We start from the raw sequence: 16,341 nt of genomic DNA, 5'->3' as shown, positions 1-16,341 counted from the left end.
GAGCAGAGATGGAACAGCGATTCCCCGGAGCGGACCAGGTGCCCGAGGCCCCGGTGGCGCACCCGGTCCACCCGGCGGTCATGAACGATCCCGTACGCAATGTGCGGACACTGCACCGCTTCGAATTCGTACGGCACCGGCCCCCCGCCTTCGCCGAACGGGCCCTGGTGTTCCTCACGTCCGGCGGCAGACCGCAGACGTACCTGCCGCACCAGCAGCCGACGCGCGGCGAACTGGTGAGCAAGAACTTCCGCACCCTGTACGAGGTCGAGATGGGCATACAGCATCTCTCCTTCGATCACCGGCTGCCCAGCGACGGCGACGCCTTCTTCTTCTCGGCGGAGACGGACCTGACCTGGAGGGTCGTCGACCCCACCGCCGTCGTGGAGAAGCGTGTGCGTGACGTGCGCGCGCTGATCTAACCTCGGCTGCTGGCACGGATGCGTCAAGAGACCCGCCGTTTCGCGATCGAGCGCAGTGCGGCCGCCGAAGCGGCTGTGATGGACGCCCTGGCGGCGGTGCCCCTTGCCGCGGCCGAAGGGCTGGAGATCCACTGCCAGATCCGACTGAGCCTCGACGAAGAGGCGGTACGTCAGTACTCGTCCCTGCGCAGCATCGACTACGCGAGGGCCACGACGACGAGCGAGCACGAGCTGACCCGGCTGCGGACCCAGAACGAACAGCAGCTCATGGACGAGCGGACCCGGTTCTACGCCCAGATGCTGGCGCAGGGCGACGTCGAGCGCTGGGGACTGCACCTGGCCGAGAACCCGAGGGACATTCCTCTCGCCATCGAGGGAATCCGCGACGACGAGCGCGAGGCGAGCGCCAACCAGGTGCACATCATCGAGAAGCTCCTCGATGCCGGAGTGCTCGAGGACCACATGCTGGAGGAGCCCGCCCGCGTGGCGCTGGAAAGCCTCAAGGCGCGGTTGGCCGACGCGGCACAGGGCCGGACGCGTAAGCAGCCGCTCTACCGCGAGCAGCTCGAGGCCGGTCACTCCCGTCAGGACGCCGAGAAGGGCGGGGACGGGCAAGGGGAGCCGGGATGACCGAGCCTTCCGAGGTGATGTGGTCGGTGGCCGCCTTCGCCGCTCTCAGCGGAGCCTTCTACGTCTTCCTGCGCTGGGCGACGGCGCCGTTGCTGGCCCATCTCGGTGTGGGCGTCGAGTACGCGCTCAACGTCGTCGTGGTCGGCCTGCTCATGCCCGAGTACTGGTTCACCCGCGTCCAGCGGCGGATATCGGGTCACGCCGCGCCTTTCGCCTACACCTACGGGGACGCGGTGTGCGCGCTGGCCGGCGGTGGCCACCGGTGCGCGGGAGCCGTGCTCTCCGCACTGTACGAGGGTGCCGCACGGCTGGGGCACCGCGGATCACTGGGCGTCGGGACGGTCGCCGCAGCGGTCGTGGTGCTCTCCGGGACGCAGTGGCAATGACCGGCAGCGGTGGCGGGAGCCGGAGGGAGCTGGGGCTGGATTCGACACTCGGTCGCCTCGGTGCGCGAGGAGTGCGAGGGCAGGCGGTTCACTCACGAGGTGCCACCGGACGGGTAGCCGCCCGGCGCAGGCACCCGCCCCGGACGCGTACCGCCGGTCGGACCGGTCCCGGAAGCAGGTTGAAACATTACGGGGACGTCGTCGCGTCATTGAGGTGAAGGGGTCGTCGGCACCCACGGGGGAGAGTGAGCAGGGGATGAGAGCGTCCCGCACTGAGGAGTACAGAGAGTTCGCGGCGAACCGCGCCGCGCACCTCTACCGCTCCGCCTGCCTCCTGACCAGCGGGGACACCCACCTCGCGGAGGACCTGGTGCAGGAGACGCTCGGCCGGATGTACATGTTGTGGGGCCGTGTCTCCCGGATAGACAATCCGGCGGGATACGCCCAGACCGTGCTCGTCCGCTCGTTCCTCACCTACCGGCGCCGTCGCTCCGCCTCGGAACGCCCGGTCGGCGAACTGCCCGACTGCGCCCTGCTCTCCGGCGACGACCCCGAGTTGCGCCTGGCTCTCCTCGGAGCGCTCGGCCGGCTCTCGCCGAAGGACCGGGCGGTCGTCGTACTGCGGTACTGGGAGGACCGCAGCATCGAGGAGACCGCCGACGCCATGAACGTCAGCTCTGCCGCCGTGCGCACCAGAGCGGTGCGGGCGCTCGCGAAGCTGCGCGAACAACTGGGCGGCAGCCTGGTCGAGTTCGCCGCTCGTTAGCGCCCGCACAGCAGCCCCGGGGCGGGCTCGAACACTTCATTCCGTATGTTGCGACCAGAGAGTGTGGTTCCCCATGCCTTTCGAGGACGATCTCGGTGCGGCGATGCGCCGCACCGGGGAGACCTTTGGCCCCTCCGACCGGCCGGGGCTGGTGGACGGCGGCCTGATCCGTGGGCGCCGCCGGCTGGCCCGGCGGCGGGCGGTCGCCGTGACCGGCAGTGTCCTTGCGCTGACTGTGGTCGGGGTGACCGGCGGGTACACGACCGGCGCCCTCGGTTCGGACGGCGGTCGGTCGTCGGCCGCGGCGTCGGCCGGGCCGACTGCCCCGGCCTCGGATTCGGCTTCGGCTCCGGCGGAGGCCGGCGGTGTCACCCTCAAAGAGATGATCGAGACCTTCAAGGGGCTGCTGCCCGAGGGGAGGACCATCCGCGAGGACGGCAGTGGTATCACCAAGGACCCCGAGGGCGGACTGCACGGCCCTTACGTCCACCTGGTGTTCGACGACGGCAGGGGCGCGGCGGCCATGGGCCTCGGTGTGAGCGTCGTCGACCCCACCGGGCAGGGCGCCGCGGACTCCGTGACCTGCCCGTCGCAGGCGCTGATGCCGCACGACGCATGCCAGGAGGAGACGCTGTCCGACGGCTCCCGCTACATGCTCTTCCAGGGCTACGAGTACCCGGACCGTCGCGAGGACACCAAAGTGTGGCGTGCCACCCTGGTCACGCCCAAGGGTGTGAAGGTCGACGCGAGCGAGTGGAACGCGCGCGCGGAGAAGGGCGCACAGGTCAGCCGGCCGACGCCGCCACTCATGGCGACGCAGATGAAGGCGCTGGTCACCAACGAGGTGTGGCGGACGATCGGCGCGCAGCTCGGCAAGCCCCGCGAGGAGACGCCCCCGCCGGGCCGGCCCGACGGCGCTGCGGTGAACAAGGTCCTCGCCTCCCTGCTTCCGGGGAACCTGGAGATCGTCGACCAGCAGGGCGACCCCGGCTACGGGTTCGTCGTCGCCGACGACGGCCGGGGCGCGAGCTTCATCCAGGTCAACGCCCAGACCGGTATGGCGGATCTGGCGCAGGACGTCTTCGCCGGTGACGTGACCACGCTGCCCGACGGCACCAAGGTCATGGTGAAGAAGGAGAACGACCCCGACCAGAAGGGCGGCGCGGGGGTTGTCGGATGGACGGTGGACACCCTGCGTCCCGACGGCTTCCGGGTCGTGATGACGGCCTTCAACGCACCCGGCCAGGGCAAGGACGCCAGCCGCGCCGAGCCGGTGCTGAGCATCGAGCAGATGAGGACCGTCGTGCTCGACGAGAAGTGGCGCACAGCGGCCGGATGAGGCCGAAGGGCCCTGCCGGGCGCGGCTCATTTCGCGTCCGAGTAGCGCTCCACCACCGCGATCGTGAAGGGGAACCGCACCGGCGTCTCCCCGAAGGCGATCCGCCCGGCCAGCTCACCGGCCGAGCGGATCGCCTCCGCCACGTCCTCGGCCTCCTCGGCAGGGCAGTGCACGATCACCTCGTCGTGCTGGAAGAACACCAGCTCCGCCCGCATTGCCGAGGTGGCCCGACGCAGCGCAGCCAGCATCACCAGTGCCCAGTCGGCGGCGCTTCCCTGCACCACGAAGTTCCGGGTGAAACGGCCCCGGGCCCGCGCGTTCGCCGAGGCGTAACCGGGTGTGAACCCGTCCTCGGCAGGGGTCGTTTCAAGAGTCTCCTGCGGAATGCCCGCCTCGTCGTCGTCGCCCGCCCCGATGGCCCGGGGGCTGGTTCGCCCCAGCCAGGTCCGTACGAGTCGGCCTTCCTCGCCTGCCTTGGCCGCGTCGTCCACATAGGCCACCGCGCGGGGGAATCTGCGGCGCAGCGCAGCGAGGTTCTTCAGGCCGTCGCCCGACGTCTGGCCGTAGACGGCACCGAGCAGCGCCAGCTTGGCATGGGCGCGGTCGCCGGAGAAGGCGCGGTCCGACAGGGCGGTGTAGAGATCGCCGTCGTGACCCGCGACCTCCATCAGGCCCCGGTCCCGCGAGATCGCGGCGAGCACCCGGGGCTCCATCTGATCGGCGTCGGCCACGACGAGACGCCAGCCTTCGTCCGCGACAACGGCACGCCTGATCACCTTGGGGATCTGAAGTGCCCCGCCTCCGTTGGTCGTCCAGCGGCCGGAGACCGTACCGCCCGGCAGGTACTCGGGCCGGAACCGGCCGTCCCGCACCCAGTCCTGCAGCCAGCCCCAGCCGTGCGCGGTCCAGATGCGGTACAGCTTCTTGTAACGGATCAGTGGTTCGACGGCCGGGTGGTCGATCTCCGCCAGTTCCCAGTGCCGCGTCGAGCGCAACTTGACACCGGCCCGGGCGAACGCCTTGACGACGTCCGCCGGCAGGTCGGGCCGCACCCGTCGGCCGAAGGCCGCCGACACCTCTTCCGTCAGCTCCGCCAGGCGCCGCGGCTCGCCACCGCCCGCGTACCGCTCGCCGAGCAGCTCGTGCAGCACTTCGCGGTGCACATCGGCGCGCCACGGGAGTCCCGCGCGGCTCATCTCCGCGGCCACGAGCATGCCCGCGGACTCGGCGGCCGTCAGCAGGCGCATACGGCCGGGGTGCTCGGCCGCCGCATGCCTTCGCTGCTGCTCGGCGTAGACCTCGAGCAGCGCCTCCAGCGGCACCGTGACCGGCTGCGGCTCGAACAGGGAGGACTGGGAGCCGGGCTCGGCCGCACGGGCGGGCGGGTCGGGCGGCACGGGAGCGTTGTGCAGCCGCGCCCACGCGGCCGCCGCCGAGCGTGGCTCGCCGAGCCGCCCCTCGTGGCCGAGCAGCAGGAGCTCGGCGTCCTCGATGTCGTAGCACCGCTCGACGCGGACTCCGGCAGCCAGCAGCCGGGGGTAGATCTCCGCAGTGGACCGCCACACCCACCGGCCGACCTCGGGCCGGGACCGGACCGCCTCGACCAGGTCGGGCTCCTCGAGGACCGGCCCCGAGGGCAGGCCGTCGGGGCCGAGGGGGACGAGCCGCGCTCCTCCTCCTTCGGCCGCCGCCAGAGCCCACCGTCCGCCCATGGGTTCGAGTGTGGCAGCAGGGTCCGACAACGCCGTGGCCGTCGGGGCCGGCGACCACGCCTCGTCGTCGTCGCCGGACCGGCTCCGGCGCTCCGGCAGCCGGACCGCCGGACGTGTCCGCTCGCCGAGCGCTGCCACGGCCCAGGGGTCGAACGCGACCGGTCATGCGCGCGGGAAGCTGGTCATCACCCGGTGAGGCTGCGTACGACACGGGCCGGGTTGCCGACGGCGAGCACCCCGGCCGGCAGGTCCCTGACGACCACCGACCCGGCGCCCACGACCGTGTTGTCGCCGATGGTGACCCCGGGGCAGACGATCACGCCGCCGCCGAGCCAGACGTTGTCGCCGATCGTGATCGGGGCCGCCTTCTCCCAGCCCGCGCGACGGCGCTCCGCGTCCATGTCGTGGGTGGGGTGAGGAGTTGCACCCCTGGCCCTGTCTGCACGTCGGAGCCGATGGTGATGGGAGCGGCGTCCAGGAAGACCGCTTGGTAGTTGATGAACGTACGGTCGCCGATGGTGATGCAGCGCCCGTAGTCGCACTGGAACGGCGGCCGGATGCGGACGTCCTTGCCGAGCGAGCCGATCAGTTCGGCGAGTATCGCCCCGCGCCCTGCCGGGTCGGCGCCACCGTAGGCGTTGTAGGCGGCGCAGAGTTCGAAGCGGCGGCGGGTGTCCGCGCCCAGCTCCTCGTCGTCGGGGAGGTACCACTCGCCCGCCAGCATCCGGTCCTTGTTCTCACCCATCGATCGGTCCTTCCTCGACGTCCGCTGCCTAGGATCGATCCTGCTGTGCCGCCGACGGCGGTGGCGGCTCCATGGACAGAGCGGGGAACCTTCGGTGCGCGGTGTGTTGCGGGGACGGGTGCGGGGCGCGGCTCTCGGAGCGGTGCGGGCAGCGCTCGTCATGGGAGTGGTGACCGGCTGTTCGGCGGGGGCGGGGTCGGACCCGGTGAAGAACGCGGGCGGATCGGCGGCCGAGAAGGAAGAGAAGACGAAGCAGGACAAAAACAAGGGCAGGGGCAAGGACAAGGGCAAGGACGGCTCGGTCGGTGCCCCCGGGTCGCCGTGCCCCATGCCGGTCACCTTCGACCTCGCGGCGGACTGGAAGCCGGAGGCCGTCGAGCACGCGGCGGACGACGAGTTCGCCGGGCTCCTCGAACAGGGACCGGTCTCCCTCGTGTGCGAGATCGATGCAAAGCCCGCCGGCAACATCGGTTTCATCCGGGTGTGGGTCGGTGCCGACGCCAGTGCCGACACCCGCGAGGTGCTGGAGGCGTTCGTCGCCGACGCGGCAGCGGATCGCAGGAAGGAGGCGTACAGCGAGACCAAGGCCGGCAAGTTCGACGCGACCGAGGTCAGTTACGTCAACACCGGCGAGTTCCTCGACGAGCCGAAGAAGGAGCGCGCCTTCGCCGTGGCCACACCGAAGGGCGTGGTGGTCGTCGAACTCGGCGGATTGGACTTTGAGGAGCACGAGCAGATGCTCCCGGCCTACGAACTGGCCAGGAAGACCCTGCGCAGCTCCTGACACAGGGACAAGGGCGCCGGCGGGCGCGTTGCCTTCGACCCGCCGGCCCTTCGCTCACCCGGTCCGCGGGCAGCCGGCCGTCGCCGCGAGGACCGCGATGCCCGCGCACGCCGCGAGTGCCGCCCCGGCAGTCCCCCACGGCACCACGACCGTCACGGGCGCCGAGAGCGCGGCGAGCGCCGCACCCAGCCCCGCCAGGTTCACCGCCGTGATCGCGGCGCCCAGCACCGCGCCGACGGCGACGGCGACCAGCGCCTCGCCCGCGACCACCCGCAGCACCTGGGCGCGGGTCGCTCCCGCGAGGCGCAGCGCGGCCAGTTCGCCGGCCCGCGCCGAGGTGGCCATCAGCAGCGTCCCCGCGAGGGCGATCGCCGTGTCCACGAGGGCGATACCGAGGACGACGAGGAGCCCCAGCCGGGTCTGCGGACCGGTACGGGGGTGGGTCGCGGCGGCGCAGTCGGGCACCGTGCGGACCGTTCCCCCCCGTGGAGCGCCGCAGTTCGGTGGCGACGGCGTCGAGGGAAGTGCCGGCCCCGGCCTGTACGTCGATCCTGTCCACCGGTGCGGCGGGCGCGTTGGCGGCCGTGACGAACGCGCCGTTGCCTCCCGTTCCGGTCGCCAGCACGGCGGCGACGCGCAGCGTGGCAGGGCAGCCGTCGCCCAGCCGGACGTCGATGCTCTCGCCGACCTCGGCGTCCTGCCACTCCTCGCTGACGACGATCGAACGGTCGTCGAGGTCCCGCAGATCGCCCGCCGTGACCGGCAGCCGCGCCAGCTCGGCGAAGGCGGCCGGATCGGTCACCGCGCGGGCCTCGAAACCGACGACCGCGGTCTCGTCGTCCTCCCGCGGCGCCTCTGCCGGATGGATGCGCCCCCCCGGCGCGAAGCTGCCCAGACCCCGGCGAACGCCACCACGAGTCCTGTCCAGAAGGCCACATGGAACGGCCAGGTCACGTCGCTGCGGATCGCGAACCACTCCGGCGCCACGCCTTTGTCGACCAGTGCCCGGGCCAGCAGGGGCGCGCCCCGGGCACCGAGCACGCACCCCGCCGCGGAGGCGAGCGTCCCGACGGTCAGCGCCTCGGTCAGCAGCAGTCGGCGGATCTGGCCCGGTGTCGTCCCCGCCGTCCGCAGCAGCCCGAATTCGCGCCGCCGCAGGGCCACCGCGAAGGCGAACGTCGAGGCGACGACGAAGACGGAGACGAAGGCGGAGACCCCGCCGGCCGTGCCGAGCAGTGAGTTCACCGTGACGAGCGCCTGCGCGTCGCGCTCGGGTGAGGGATCGGCCAGGCGCCGGTCGTCCCCGGTGAGGACCTGCGCCCGCAATCCGACCACCGTGCGCACCGCGCCGGGGTAGGCATCGACGCCGACCGCGTCGGGCCCGCCGCGCAGCACCACCGGTCCGACCCGGCGCAGTTCCCGCAGCAGTTCCCCGTCCACAGGGTGTGGACGGGGGAGCGGCTTCGACACCTCCACGACCCGCGGGCCCCGCCGCACCTCCACGGTGATCCTGTCCTGTCCCATGACGACCACCGGCGACGAAGCGAACCGCTCGGGCGGGCGCGACGGCGCGTCGAACGTCGACGCCAGGCCCAGTCCCATGGCCGTCAGCAGCCCGACGCCGAGCGCGAGCGCGACGAAGGTCGCGACGAACGTGGTCCACCGGGCCCGGAGCCCGGCGACAGCGATGCTCAGCACGGGACGGCCTCCAGAGCCGCGAGCCGTGCCGCGACCTGCTCGGCCGTGGGTGCGGCGAGCTCGTCGCCGACCCGGCCGTCGACCAGGAGGACGGCGCGGTCGGCGAACGACGCGGCCACCGGGTCATGGGTGACCATCACGATCGTCTGCCCCTCCCGGTTCACCAGCCCTCTGAGCAGCCCGAGCACCTCAGGGCTGGTGACGGTGTCGAGTGCACCGGTCGGCTCGTCGGCGAACAGCACGGCCGGCCGGGTGATCAGCGCCCGGGCGAGCGCCACCCTCTGCTGCTGCACTCCCGACAGCTGCCCCGGCCGGTGACCGGCCCGCCCCTCCAGGCCGACCCGGGCGAGCGCCTCGCGCACACCGGCACGCGACGGCCGTCGGCCGGCCAGCCGCAGCGGCAGCCCGACGTTCTGGACGGCGGTCAGCGACGGGAGGAGGTTGTACGACTGGAAAACGAACCCGATCCGGTCCCGCCGAAGGAGCGTCAGCGACGTTCGCCCAGTCCGCCGAGCGTGATGCCGTCCATCTCCACCGTCCCCGAGGTGGGCCGGTCGAGCCCGGCCGCGCACTGGAGCAGGGTGGACTTGCCGGACCCGGAGGGCCCCATGACGGCCGTGAACGAACCGGTGGCGAAATCGAGGTCGACGCCGTCGAGGGCGGTCACGTCACGGTGGACGCGGCGAAGGGCGGTGAGCCGTACGGCTGTTGTGGTCATGGCACCAGGCTTCCGGTGCGGGGGCCCTGATCACGACCACTGGGGGGTGTCCTGGAGGTATGGCGCGCCCTACCCCGAGAAGCACCCCGAGCCAGTACGGACGGCGCCCGTGACACCATCCGAGGTATGAGTACGGTCGAGAAGGCGCTGGCAGCGGCGCTGTACGCGGAGGGCGACGAAGCGCTCGACACCGGTGCGTCCCTGCTCGCCGCCGACCCGTCCGCCGACGATGAGCTCCGGCTGCGCGGCGAGCAGCTCGTACGGCGGGCCTGGGAGCGCGGCTGGCAGCCGGCCGATGTGCTGCGGCTCGTCCGACGCGACCTCGACGAGGCGCACGAACGGCTGGCCGCCGGTCTGATCTGGGCGGAGACGAAGCGCTACGGCTCCCGGCTGGCACCCCGCTTCCAGGCGCAGCTCGCCGACCTGGGCGACCCGCAGCCGCCGAAGTCGGACCGTTTCTCCCAGGCCACAGCCCTGCTGGAGCTGTACCGCCTGCTCGTCCGCCTCCCCGCGATCGAACCGGTCGGCCCGGTCCCGGGCGAGAGACTCGCCTCGGTGCCCGCGTCACCGCACGAGCCGCGCATGCTCGGCCGTATCCGGGCGCTGCTGGCGAAGGCGGAGGCCACCGACTACCCGGAGGAGGCTGAGGCGCTCACCGTCAAGGCCCAGGAGCTGATGGCGCGCCACAGCGTCGACGAGGCACTGCTGGCCGCCCGCACGCACAGCCCGGACGTCCCGTCCGCGTGCCGGATCGGTATCGACGCCCCGTACGAGACGGCGAAGGCGGTCCTGCTCGACGCGGTGGCCGGCGCGAACCGGTGCCGCGCGGTGTGGAACGGTTCCTTCGCCTTCTCGACCGTCGTCGGCTTCGAGAGCGACCTGGAGTCGGTCGAACTGCTCCACACCTCACTGCTCGTCCAGGGCGCGACGGCCCTGGCCAAGGCGGAGTCCGCGCAGCGCGCGGGCGGTCGCCGGCGTACGAAGACCTTCCGGCAATCGTTCTGGACCGCGTACGCGAGCCGGCTGGGCGAGCACCTCGCCGCGGTGGCGGACGACGTGGTCACGGCGGACCTGCTGCCGGTCCTGGCCTCGCGCGACGTCGCCGTCACCGCACACACCGACCGGATGTTCCCCGAGACCACGACCACCCGCGTGCGCGGCGCGACGGATCTCGACGGCTGGTACGACGGCCGCGCCGCGGCGGACCGGGCGCAGCGGCGGCCGAGCGGCTCCGCGGGCGTGGCCCGTCGGCCGCGGCGCGGGGACCGCGGGTGACGCGGGGCGGACGGGTGGCCTTCGGCCTCGCCCGTATCCGGGCGGCCTGAAGGAGCCGGCCCGGCGCGACCGGAGAGCCGCAGGCCAGCGTTCTGCCGAGGCTCTCAGCCCGCCGTTCCACCGTGTCCTCGCCGGGTTCCGTCCCCTCGCCGAGGAGCCGGTCCCGGCCGGCATCCGCACGCACTCACTTGGATGGTGCGGCAGACCTGCCGGATCCCGTCGATCAGGACCTGTTCGTCCCGAATCGTTACGCTCGCCACATGAGCTGGCTCCGGGCGCTGAAGGAGACCGCCCTTTCGGGCCTGAAGATCGAGCGGCAGCGGCTGGAGCCCCTCGTCGCGATCCGGGGCGCCGCCGGCCTCGCGGTCGTCGTCGGGGCCTCGCTCGCGCTCTTCGGTCCGGCCGTCGCCGTCAGTTCCGCCTTCGGGGCGTTCCAGGCGGCGATCGCCACCTTCCAGCGCAGCTGGCGTCCGCGGCCCGTCCTGGCGCTCCTCTCGGGGGCGACGCTCGCCGTGTCCACGTTCCTCGGATATCTCGCCGGCACCCACATCTCCCTGTTCGTCGCGCTTCTGACGCTGTGGACCTTTCTCGGCGGCCTCTCCTGGGTCGTCGGACCGACCGTCGGGATCATGGCATCCTCCAACGTCGCCATCATGCTGGTGACGGTCACCCTGCCCAGCTCGGCCCCCGCAGCGGCGGGCCACGCCGCCATGATCGCCGTCGGCGGGATCGTGCAGGCCCTGCTCGTCGTGCTCTTTCCGGTACGCCGCTGGGGCGCGCAGCGCGACGCGCTGGCCGACGCGCTCGCCGCGGAGGCCGACTACGCGCGCAGGCTGCGGCACGATCCGACCGTGTCCTTCGACCCGGCGCCGCTGATGCACGCCCGCAGTGCCGCGGCCGTCACCCCGAGGCAGGCCAGGCGCAGGCCGGCGGAGCTGCACGGCACGCGAGGGGTCGCGGAACGCATCAGGCCCGTGCTCGCCTCCCTCGCCGACCCGGCCGTCGGCGTCCCCTCGGACGGGCCGGCCCGCGACCGGGTGCGCGAACTCCTCGACGCCGCGGGCACCGTGCTCGACGCCGCCGCGCTCGCCGTACGGCACGGGGAAGCGGTACGCGTGCCGCCGGACGCGGCGGCCGTCCTGCGCACGCCCCACACCGCCGCCATCCTCTCCGGGCCGTCCCGCCGCGCCGCCCTGCGGCTGATCGCGCTGCTCGACGACGTGGTGGCCACGGTACGCGGGGCGGGTGCCGCCGAGTCCGACCACCGCACGCGGCAGGGGCTGCTGCGGCTGCTTCCCGACGCCCTGCGCACCGTGCGCGGCGAATTGCGCCCCGGGTCGCCGATCCTGCGGCACGCGCTCCGATCCTCCGTGGTCGTGGCCGTCGGCTATCTGCTCGGCACGGCCCTCCCGTTCGGTCACGGTTATTGGGCGCCCCTGACGGCGGTCATGGTCATGCGCCCCGACTTCTCGCAGACCTACGGCCGTTCCGTCGCCCGTCTGTGCGGCACGGTCGTCGGTGTGGGCGCGGCGACCGCAGTGGTGCAGGCGGCCCACCCCGGCACCTATGTGAGCGCCGCCCTCGCCGTCCTGTGCGCCTTCGGCATGTATCTCGTGATGCGCACCGGCTACGCCGCGGCCAGCGTCTTCCTCTCCGCCTATGTGGTCTTCCTGCTCGGCACCGGAGGTGAGGACTGGGCCCAGACTGTGCCCCAGCGGGTGCTGCTCACACTGCTGGGCGGGCTGCTCGCAATGCTCGCCTACGCGGTGTACCCCGCCTGGGAGACCCCGCGGCTGCACCACCGCCTGGCCGACTGGCTGCTCGCAGGCGGAGGTTACGCCGCAGCCGTCCTCGACCGCTACGCCGACCCCGCGGACACGGCGGACGTACGCCAGGCGCTGCTCACCGCGCGCGACACACGCATCGCCTGGCGGGAGGCGCTGAACAAGGCATGGCAAGAGCCGGTGCGCGCCCGGGCGCTGTCCCGTGACACGGCGGAGCAGGCGGGCCACGCGCTCGCCCAGGCAGGCAGGGTCGCCATGCTCATCGAGGCGCATCTGCCGGAGCACGGCGCGGGACGTGACGCAGAGCCGGTTCCTGCCGCCGCCGCCCTGGCCGAAGTGCTGCGCCACGCCACCGAGGACGCCGCGGAGGCGGTAAGGGAGTACCGGGTGCCGGACTGGGGGTCCGTGCACGAGGTCGTGGACCGGTGGGGCACGAAGGAGGCGGCCGATGCGGTCCTGCGGGGCAGCGCCGTCCAGCTCCTGGACGCGCTGGACGCGCTGGCGGGAGCCCTCGCCGCCGCCCGGGACGACAACGGGCCGCAGACCCGTGAGGGGTCCGCGGCCCGGTGACCTGACGTGGTGCCGTCCTGCCCGTGGTCGTCAGGGGGCCTGGAACTCCGTCGGCAGACCCGTCGGCAGGCCGTCGGGCAGCTCGCCGGCCCCGCTCTTCTTGAGCGTGTCCTTCTTGCCTGCGTCCCAGGAGATGACCAGCGTCGTACCGTCGTTGGACTCGATCGCGCCCATCGTGCGGTCGGTGTTCCCGTCCGCGCACTTGAGCGCCAGCATCTGCTCGCCCATGTCCTGCACCTCACCCGTGCAGGCGTGCCCGTCGGCGACGATCGCGGCGTTGCCGCCCGTGACCGAGAGCGCGACCGGCTTCCCGTCGCTCACTCCCGTCCAGGTGCCCTCGATGTCACGGCTCCGGCCGGCGTCACCGCCGCCGTCTGCGCCCGCCTCGGCCGGCGAGGCCGAGGCCTTGTCGTCCTTGCCGGCGTCGTCGCTCCCGCCGCTGCCGCAGCCGGTGAGCGCGAGGGCGGCGACGAGGCCCGCCGCGGCCGCCGTTGTACGTACGAGCTTGCGCATTGCGCTGTCCCCCTGATCGGTAGCAAGACCGCGCCAAGCTACCAGGAGGACTTGCGGACTCCGGGGAGGAACCCGGCGTGGGCCTGCTCGCGCATCCGCACCCTGGAGAGCCCGAACTTCCGCAGGTGACCGCGCGGTCGGCCGTCCACGCCGTCCCTGTTGCGGATGCGCGTGGCGCTCGCGTCACGGGGTTGACGTCGCAACTCGGCCTGGGCGGCCCGCCGGTCCGTCCCGCTCGTGCCCGGCCTGCGGATGATCTCCTTCAACTCCGCCCGTCGCGCGGCGTACCGCTCGACGACCGCCTTGCGGTGCTCGCCTCGTACGACCTTGCTCTTCTTCGCCATCAGAGCTTCACTCCCCGGGCACGGATGCGGGCCACGGCCGCCTCGATGCCGATCACGTCGATGGTCTTGACCGCCCGCGCGCTGAGTGTGAGGCGCACATGACGGCCCTCGCTCGGGAGCCAGTACCGCTTGCGCTGGAGGTTGGGGTCGAAGCGGCGGGACGTGCGCCGGTGCGAGTGCGAGATGCGATTGCCGAAGCCGGGAGCGGCCCCGGTCAGCATGCAGTGGGCGGACATGGTGATGCACCTCTCGTGGAGTGGTTTGGTAATGGAAATCATTTCCATTTATTCTAGCCCCATGGCTCGCAACGACATCCGCCCGGTCATCAAGCTCCGCTCCACAGCGGGCACCGGCTACACCTACGTGACCCGTAAGAACCGCCGAAACGACCCCGACCGGCTGACCCTGCGCAAGTACGACCCGGTCGCCGGGCGCCACGTAGACTTCCGAGAGGAGCGCTGAGCGATGAAGCCCGGCATCCACCCGCCCTACGCACCGGTCGTCTTCCGCGACAAGGCCGCCGGCTTCGCCTTCCTCACCCGGTCGACCGCCACCAGTGAGAAGACCGTGGAGTGGGAGGACGGCAACACCTACCCGGTCATCGACGTGGAGATCTCGTCCGCGAGCCACCCCTTCTACACGGGGACGGCGCGCGTGCTCGACACCGCCGGACGCGTCGAGCGCTTCGAGCGCCGTTACGGAGGCCGACGGTGACGCTGCCCGTCGCAATCGTCGGCGGACTGCACGCCGATGCCCGCCGGGCCACCGTGGAGCGTCTGCTCTCTTCGGTGCCAGGCAGCGTCGCCCTCCACCACGACCTCCAGGCCGCCGGGTGCGGCACGGTCGTTCGTACCGTGCGCGACGCACTCGGCGTCCGCGACACCGGTGAGACACCGCTGGTCGACGACTGCGCCTGCTGCGCCCTCCGCGAGGACCTGGTGCCCGAACTGGCGCGGCTCGCCGACGAAGGCGCGACCGGCCTCGCGATCGTCGAGCTGTGGGACTCGGTCGAACCCAAGGCCATGGCCGAGGTCGTCGCCGCGCACGGCGGCGAACGCCTCGCGGTGACATCGGTGATGACGGCCGTCGACCCCGCGCTGCTGCTGCCCTACCTCGGCAACGGCGACGACCTGTCCGAAGCGGGCCTCGCCGCGGCCGCCACGGACCGGCGCACGATCGCCGACACCTGGGCGCGCCAGCTGGAGTACGCCCCGGTCCTCGCCGTCCTCGACGGCGGGGAGGCCGACGAGGAGGACCACGCGCTGCTGGTTCAGCTGCACCCCACCGCCCGCCGGATCCCCGTCGACAGCGACGAGTTGGCGGCCGCGGCGGTCGCCGGGTTCGACGTCGAGGCGGCCGCGGCCGCGCAGCATCCGGCGTGCGCGATGCTGCCGCAGGAGGCGGACGACTGCGGCGTCGGCACCTATGTGTGGCACCGCAGCCGGCCCTTCCACCCCGAGCGGCTCTATCAGGCGCTGGAGGACCTGACCTGTGCCGCCGCACGCAGCCGCGGCCGGTTCTGGCTCGCCGACCGGCCGGACACCCTGCTCGCCTGGGACGCGGCCGGAGGAGCGCTCTGTGTGGAGAGCGCGGGCCCCTGGCTCGCCTCGTTGCCGGACGCCGCGTGGGAGATGGTGCCGCCGGTGCGCCGGGCGGCAGCCGCGCTGGACTGGCACCCGGAGCACGGGGATCGCTGCCAGCACCTGGTGTTCACCTCGCCGGGCCTCGACCGCGATGGACTCGAACGGCTTCTCGAGTCCTGCCTGTTGACCGATTCCGAGTACGCCGCGGGCCGGAAGGCCTGGAAGCGGCTGCCGCCCGCCTTCGACTCCCTGCTGGAGGTCTGACATGTCACCGCGCCGCTCCGAAGCGCGCAAGCCGCTGAAGTCCCGTCCCAATCCCCTGGACCGGGCGGGTATCGCCCACATCGACTACAAGGACACGGACCTGCTGCGGAAGTTCGTCTCGGACCGCGGGAAGATCCGCAGCCGCAGGGTGACCAACGTGACTGCCCAGCAGCAGCGTCAGCTGGCCCGCGCCATCAAGAACGCCCGCGAGATGGCGCTGCTGCCGGGCGCCTCCACCGCCGCGGGCCGCTGAAGGGGCCGGGCTCCGTCCGTACGTCTTGCCGGGCGGGGCCCGATCCGGTTGCCCGGGGACGGCACCGATGGCCGACGGAAGACGTCTATACGTTCGGAGACCGCAGCTGTAACCGCGGTGCCACCCGGCGTGCACGTGCATCTGCTCATGCATACGCCTCATGCATTCTGCATATGAACACAGCTATGATCCCGGATAGTTGACACCTGCACCTTGCATCCCGGGAGCGACTTGTGCACCACGTGTACAACGGCATGGCGGCCACGGAGCTTCATGGGGTCGTCTGGCAGAAGAGCAGGCACAGCAACTCGCAAGGGTCGTGCGTGGAGTTCGCCAGGCTGCCGGGCGGCGATGTGGCCATGCGTAATTCGCGGCACCCCGAGGGGCCCGCACTGGTCTACACGCCCGCCGAGATCGAGGCGCTGCTACTGGGCGTCAAGGACGGCGAGTTCGACCATCTGATCGCGGGAGCCTGAGGGTCCGACCACGGCGGCTACGTGGTCGAACGGGACGACATGATCACCCGTTCACCACGGTGCGCGGCGGCGGACGCCG

20 protein-coding genes and 2 pseudogenes are annotated in these 16,341 nt (G+C 72.3%); 14 read left to right on the top strand and 8 right to left on the bottom strand.

Features of this window, described 5'->3' with window-relative positions; all coding sequences use genetic code 11:
* Positions 1–8: 8 nt before the first annotated feature.
* From IE198_RS26415 to IE198_RS26395, 5 genes are all read left to right on the top strand, one after another.
* The gene (locus IE198_RS26415; RefSeq protein WP_189890869.1) at positions 9–422 is read left to right on the top strand and encodes a hypothetical protein; all 414 of its coding nucleotides are present in this window, start codon (positions 9–11) and stop codon (positions 420–422) included.
* An 18-nt stretch (positions 423–440) separates the two neighbouring features.
* Positions 441–1,052: a hypothetical protein gene (locus IE198_RS26410; protein WP_189890867.1), complete on the top strand. Its 612-nt coding sequence runs from the start codon at positions 441–443 to the stop codon at positions 1,050–1,052.
* Positions 1,049–1,438, top strand: coding sequence for a hypothetical protein (locus tag IE198_RS26405; protein WP_189890865.1), 390 nt, complete (start codon positions 1,049–1,051; stop codon positions 1,436–1,438). Before IE198_RS26410 ends, IE198_RS26405 begins: the two co-directional genes overlap by 4 nt.
* A 256-nt stretch (positions 1,439–1,694) precedes the next feature.
* Positions 1,695–2,204, top strand: a complete 510-nt coding sequence (locus IE198_RS26400) for a SigE family RNA polymerase sigma factor (protein ID WP_189890863.1) — start codon at positions 1,695–1,697, stop codon at positions 2,202–2,204.
* 73 nt (positions 2,205–2,277) lie between these two features.
* Positions 2,278–3,543 (top strand): hypothetical protein, encoded by a 1,266-nt coding sequence (locus IE198_RS26395; protein ID WP_229834337.1) that lies wholly within the window; start codon positions 2,278–2,280, stop codon positions 3,541–3,543.
* A gap of 26 nt (positions 3,544–3,569) precedes the next feature.
* Here the strand turns inward: IE198_RS26395 and IE198_RS26390 are convergent, their stop codons facing one another.
* Entirely contained in the window at positions 3,570–5,255 is a 1,686-nt protein-coding gene (locus tag IE198_RS26390) for a bifunctional 3'-5' exonuclease/DNA polymerase (protein ID WP_189890861.1), read from the bottom strand.
* Between IE198_RS26390 and IE198_RS26385 the strand changes: the two genes are divergently transcribed.
* Positions 5,254–5,451, top strand: coding sequence for a hypothetical protein (locus IE198_RS26385; protein WP_189890859.1), 198 nt, complete (start codon positions 5,254–5,256; stop codon positions 5,449–5,451). The genes IE198_RS26390 and IE198_RS26385 overlap by 2 nt on opposite strands.
* Here the strand turns inward: IE198_RS26385 and IE198_RS26380 are convergent.
* A pseudogene (locus tag IE198_RS26380) lies at positions 5,441–6,000 on the bottom strand (sugar O-acetyltransferase). The gene IE198_RS26385 and the pseudogene IE198_RS26380 sit on opposite strands and share 11 nt — an antisense overlap.
* A gap of 94 nt (positions 6,001–6,094) precedes the next feature.
* Here IE198_RS26380 and IE198_RS26375 point away from each other — a divergent pair.
* Positions 6,095–6,784 (top strand): lipoprotein, encoded by a 690-nt coding sequence (locus IE198_RS26375; RefSeq protein WP_308426857.1) that lies wholly within the window; start codon positions 6,095–6,097, stop codon positions 6,782–6,784.
* A gap of 54 nt (positions 6,785–6,838) precedes the next feature.
* Here the strand turns inward: IE198_RS26375 and IE198_RS36945 are convergent, their stop codons facing one another.
* The 3 genes and pseudogenes from IE198_RS36945 to IE198_RS26365 all read right to left on the bottom strand — a co-directional run bounded on the left by IE198_RS36945 (position 6,839) and on the right by IE198_RS26365 (position 9,200).
* Positions 6,839–7,249 carry an FtsX-like permease family protein gene (locus tag IE198_RS36945; RefSeq protein ID WP_444545429.1) on the bottom strand — a complete coding sequence of 137 codons (411 nt, stop codon included), beginning with the start codon at positions 7,247–7,249 and terminating at the stop codon, positions 6,839–6,841.
* Between the two features lie 333 nt (positions 7,250–7,582).
* Positions 7,583–8,482: an FtsX-like permease family protein gene (locus IE198_RS36940; protein WP_444545428.1), complete on the bottom strand. Its 900-nt coding sequence runs from the start codon at positions 8,480–8,482 to the stop codon at positions 7,583–7,585.
* Positions 8,476–9,200 (bottom strand): annotated as a pseudogene (locus tag IE198_RS26365) (ABC transporter ATP-binding protein). The gene IE198_RS36940 and the pseudogene IE198_RS26365 overlap by 7 nt, the downstream one beginning before the upstream one ends.
* 126 nt (positions 9,201–9,326) lie before the next feature.
* Between IE198_RS26365 and IE198_RS26360 the strand changes: the two are divergent.
* Both IE198_RS26360 and IE198_RS26355 read left to right on the top strand, forming a co-directional pair.
* Positions 9,327–10,475 carry a DUF2786 domain-containing protein gene (locus tag IE198_RS26360; protein ID WP_189890857.1) on the top strand — a complete coding sequence of 383 codons (1,149 nt, stop codon included), beginning with the start codon at positions 9,327–9,329 and terminating at the stop codon, positions 10,473–10,475.
* 260 nt (positions 10,476–10,735) lie between these two features.
* Positions 10,736–12,829, top strand: coding sequence for an FUSC family protein (locus IE198_RS26355; RefSeq protein ID WP_189890855.1), 2,094 nt, complete (start codon positions 10,736–10,738; stop codon positions 12,827–12,829).
* A 30-nt stretch (positions 12,830–12,859) separates the two neighbouring features.
* Here IE198_RS26355 and IE198_RS26350 read toward each other — a convergent pair whose 3' ends face one another.
* Genes IE198_RS26350 through rpmB form a run of 3 tightly spaced genes read right to left on the bottom strand, consistent with a single transcriptional unit; the run spans position 12,860 to position 13,922 of the window.
* Entirely contained in the window at positions 12,860–13,342 is a 483-nt protein-coding gene (locus IE198_RS26350; RefSeq protein WP_189890853.1) for a hypothetical protein, read from the bottom strand.
* Between the two features lie 38 nt (positions 13,343–13,380).
* The gene (gene rpsN, locus IE198_RS26345) at positions 13,381–13,686 is read right to left on the bottom strand and encodes a 30S ribosomal protein S14 (protein WP_189890851.1); all 306 of its coding nucleotides are present in this window, start codon (positions 13,684–13,686) and stop codon (positions 13,381–13,383) included.
* Positions 13,686–13,922: a 50S ribosomal protein L28 gene (gene rpmB / locus IE198_RS26340; protein WP_189890849.1), complete on the bottom strand. Its 237-nt coding sequence runs from the start codon at positions 13,920–13,922 to the stop codon at positions 13,686–13,688. Before rpmB ends, rpsN begins: the two co-directional genes overlap by 1 nt.
* A gap of 61 nt (positions 13,923–13,983) precedes the next feature.
* Here rpmB and rpmG point away from each other — a divergent pair, with 61 nt between their 5' ends.
* From rpmG to IE198_RS26315, 5 genes are all read left to right on the top strand, one after another.
* Positions 13,984–14,148, top strand: coding sequence for a 50S ribosomal protein L33 (rpmG, locus tag IE198_RS26335; RefSeq protein WP_005314221.1), 165 nt, complete (start codon positions 13,984–13,986; stop codon positions 14,146–14,148).
* Between the two features lie 3 nt (positions 14,149–14,151).
* Positions 14,152–14,400, top strand: a complete 249-nt coding sequence (locus IE198_RS26330; protein ID WP_189890847.1) for a type B 50S ribosomal protein L31 — start codon at positions 14,152–14,154, stop codon at positions 14,398–14,400.
* Complete coding sequence (locus IE198_RS26325) at positions 14,397–15,533, top strand: CobW family GTP-binding protein (protein ID WP_189890845.1); 1,137 nt, start codon at positions 14,397–14,399, stop codon at positions 15,531–15,533. Before IE198_RS26330 ends, IE198_RS26325 begins: the two co-directional genes overlap by 4 nt.
* 1 nt (position 15,534) lies before the next feature.
* Positions 15,535–15,786: a 30S ribosomal protein S18 gene (gene rpsR / locus IE198_RS26320; protein ID WP_189890843.1), complete on the top strand. Its 252-nt coding sequence runs from the start codon at positions 15,535–15,537 to the stop codon at positions 15,784–15,786.
* Positions 15,787–16,019: 233 nt separating this feature from the next.
* Entirely contained in the window at positions 16,020–16,262 is a 243-nt protein-coding gene (locus tag IE198_RS26315) for a DUF397 domain-containing protein (protein ID WP_100108387.1), read from the top strand.
* The last annotated feature ends 79 nt before the right edge of the window (positions 16,263–16,341 follow it).

The organism is Streptomyces xantholiticus (assembly GCF_014651015.1).
Taxonomy (GTDB): Bacteria; Actinomycetota; Actinomycetes; order Streptomycetales; family Streptomycetaceae; genus Streptomyces; species Streptomyces xantholiticus.
Note: the sequence above shows the minus strand (reverse complement) of the source record. Positions and strands in the feature narration are given on the sequence as shown.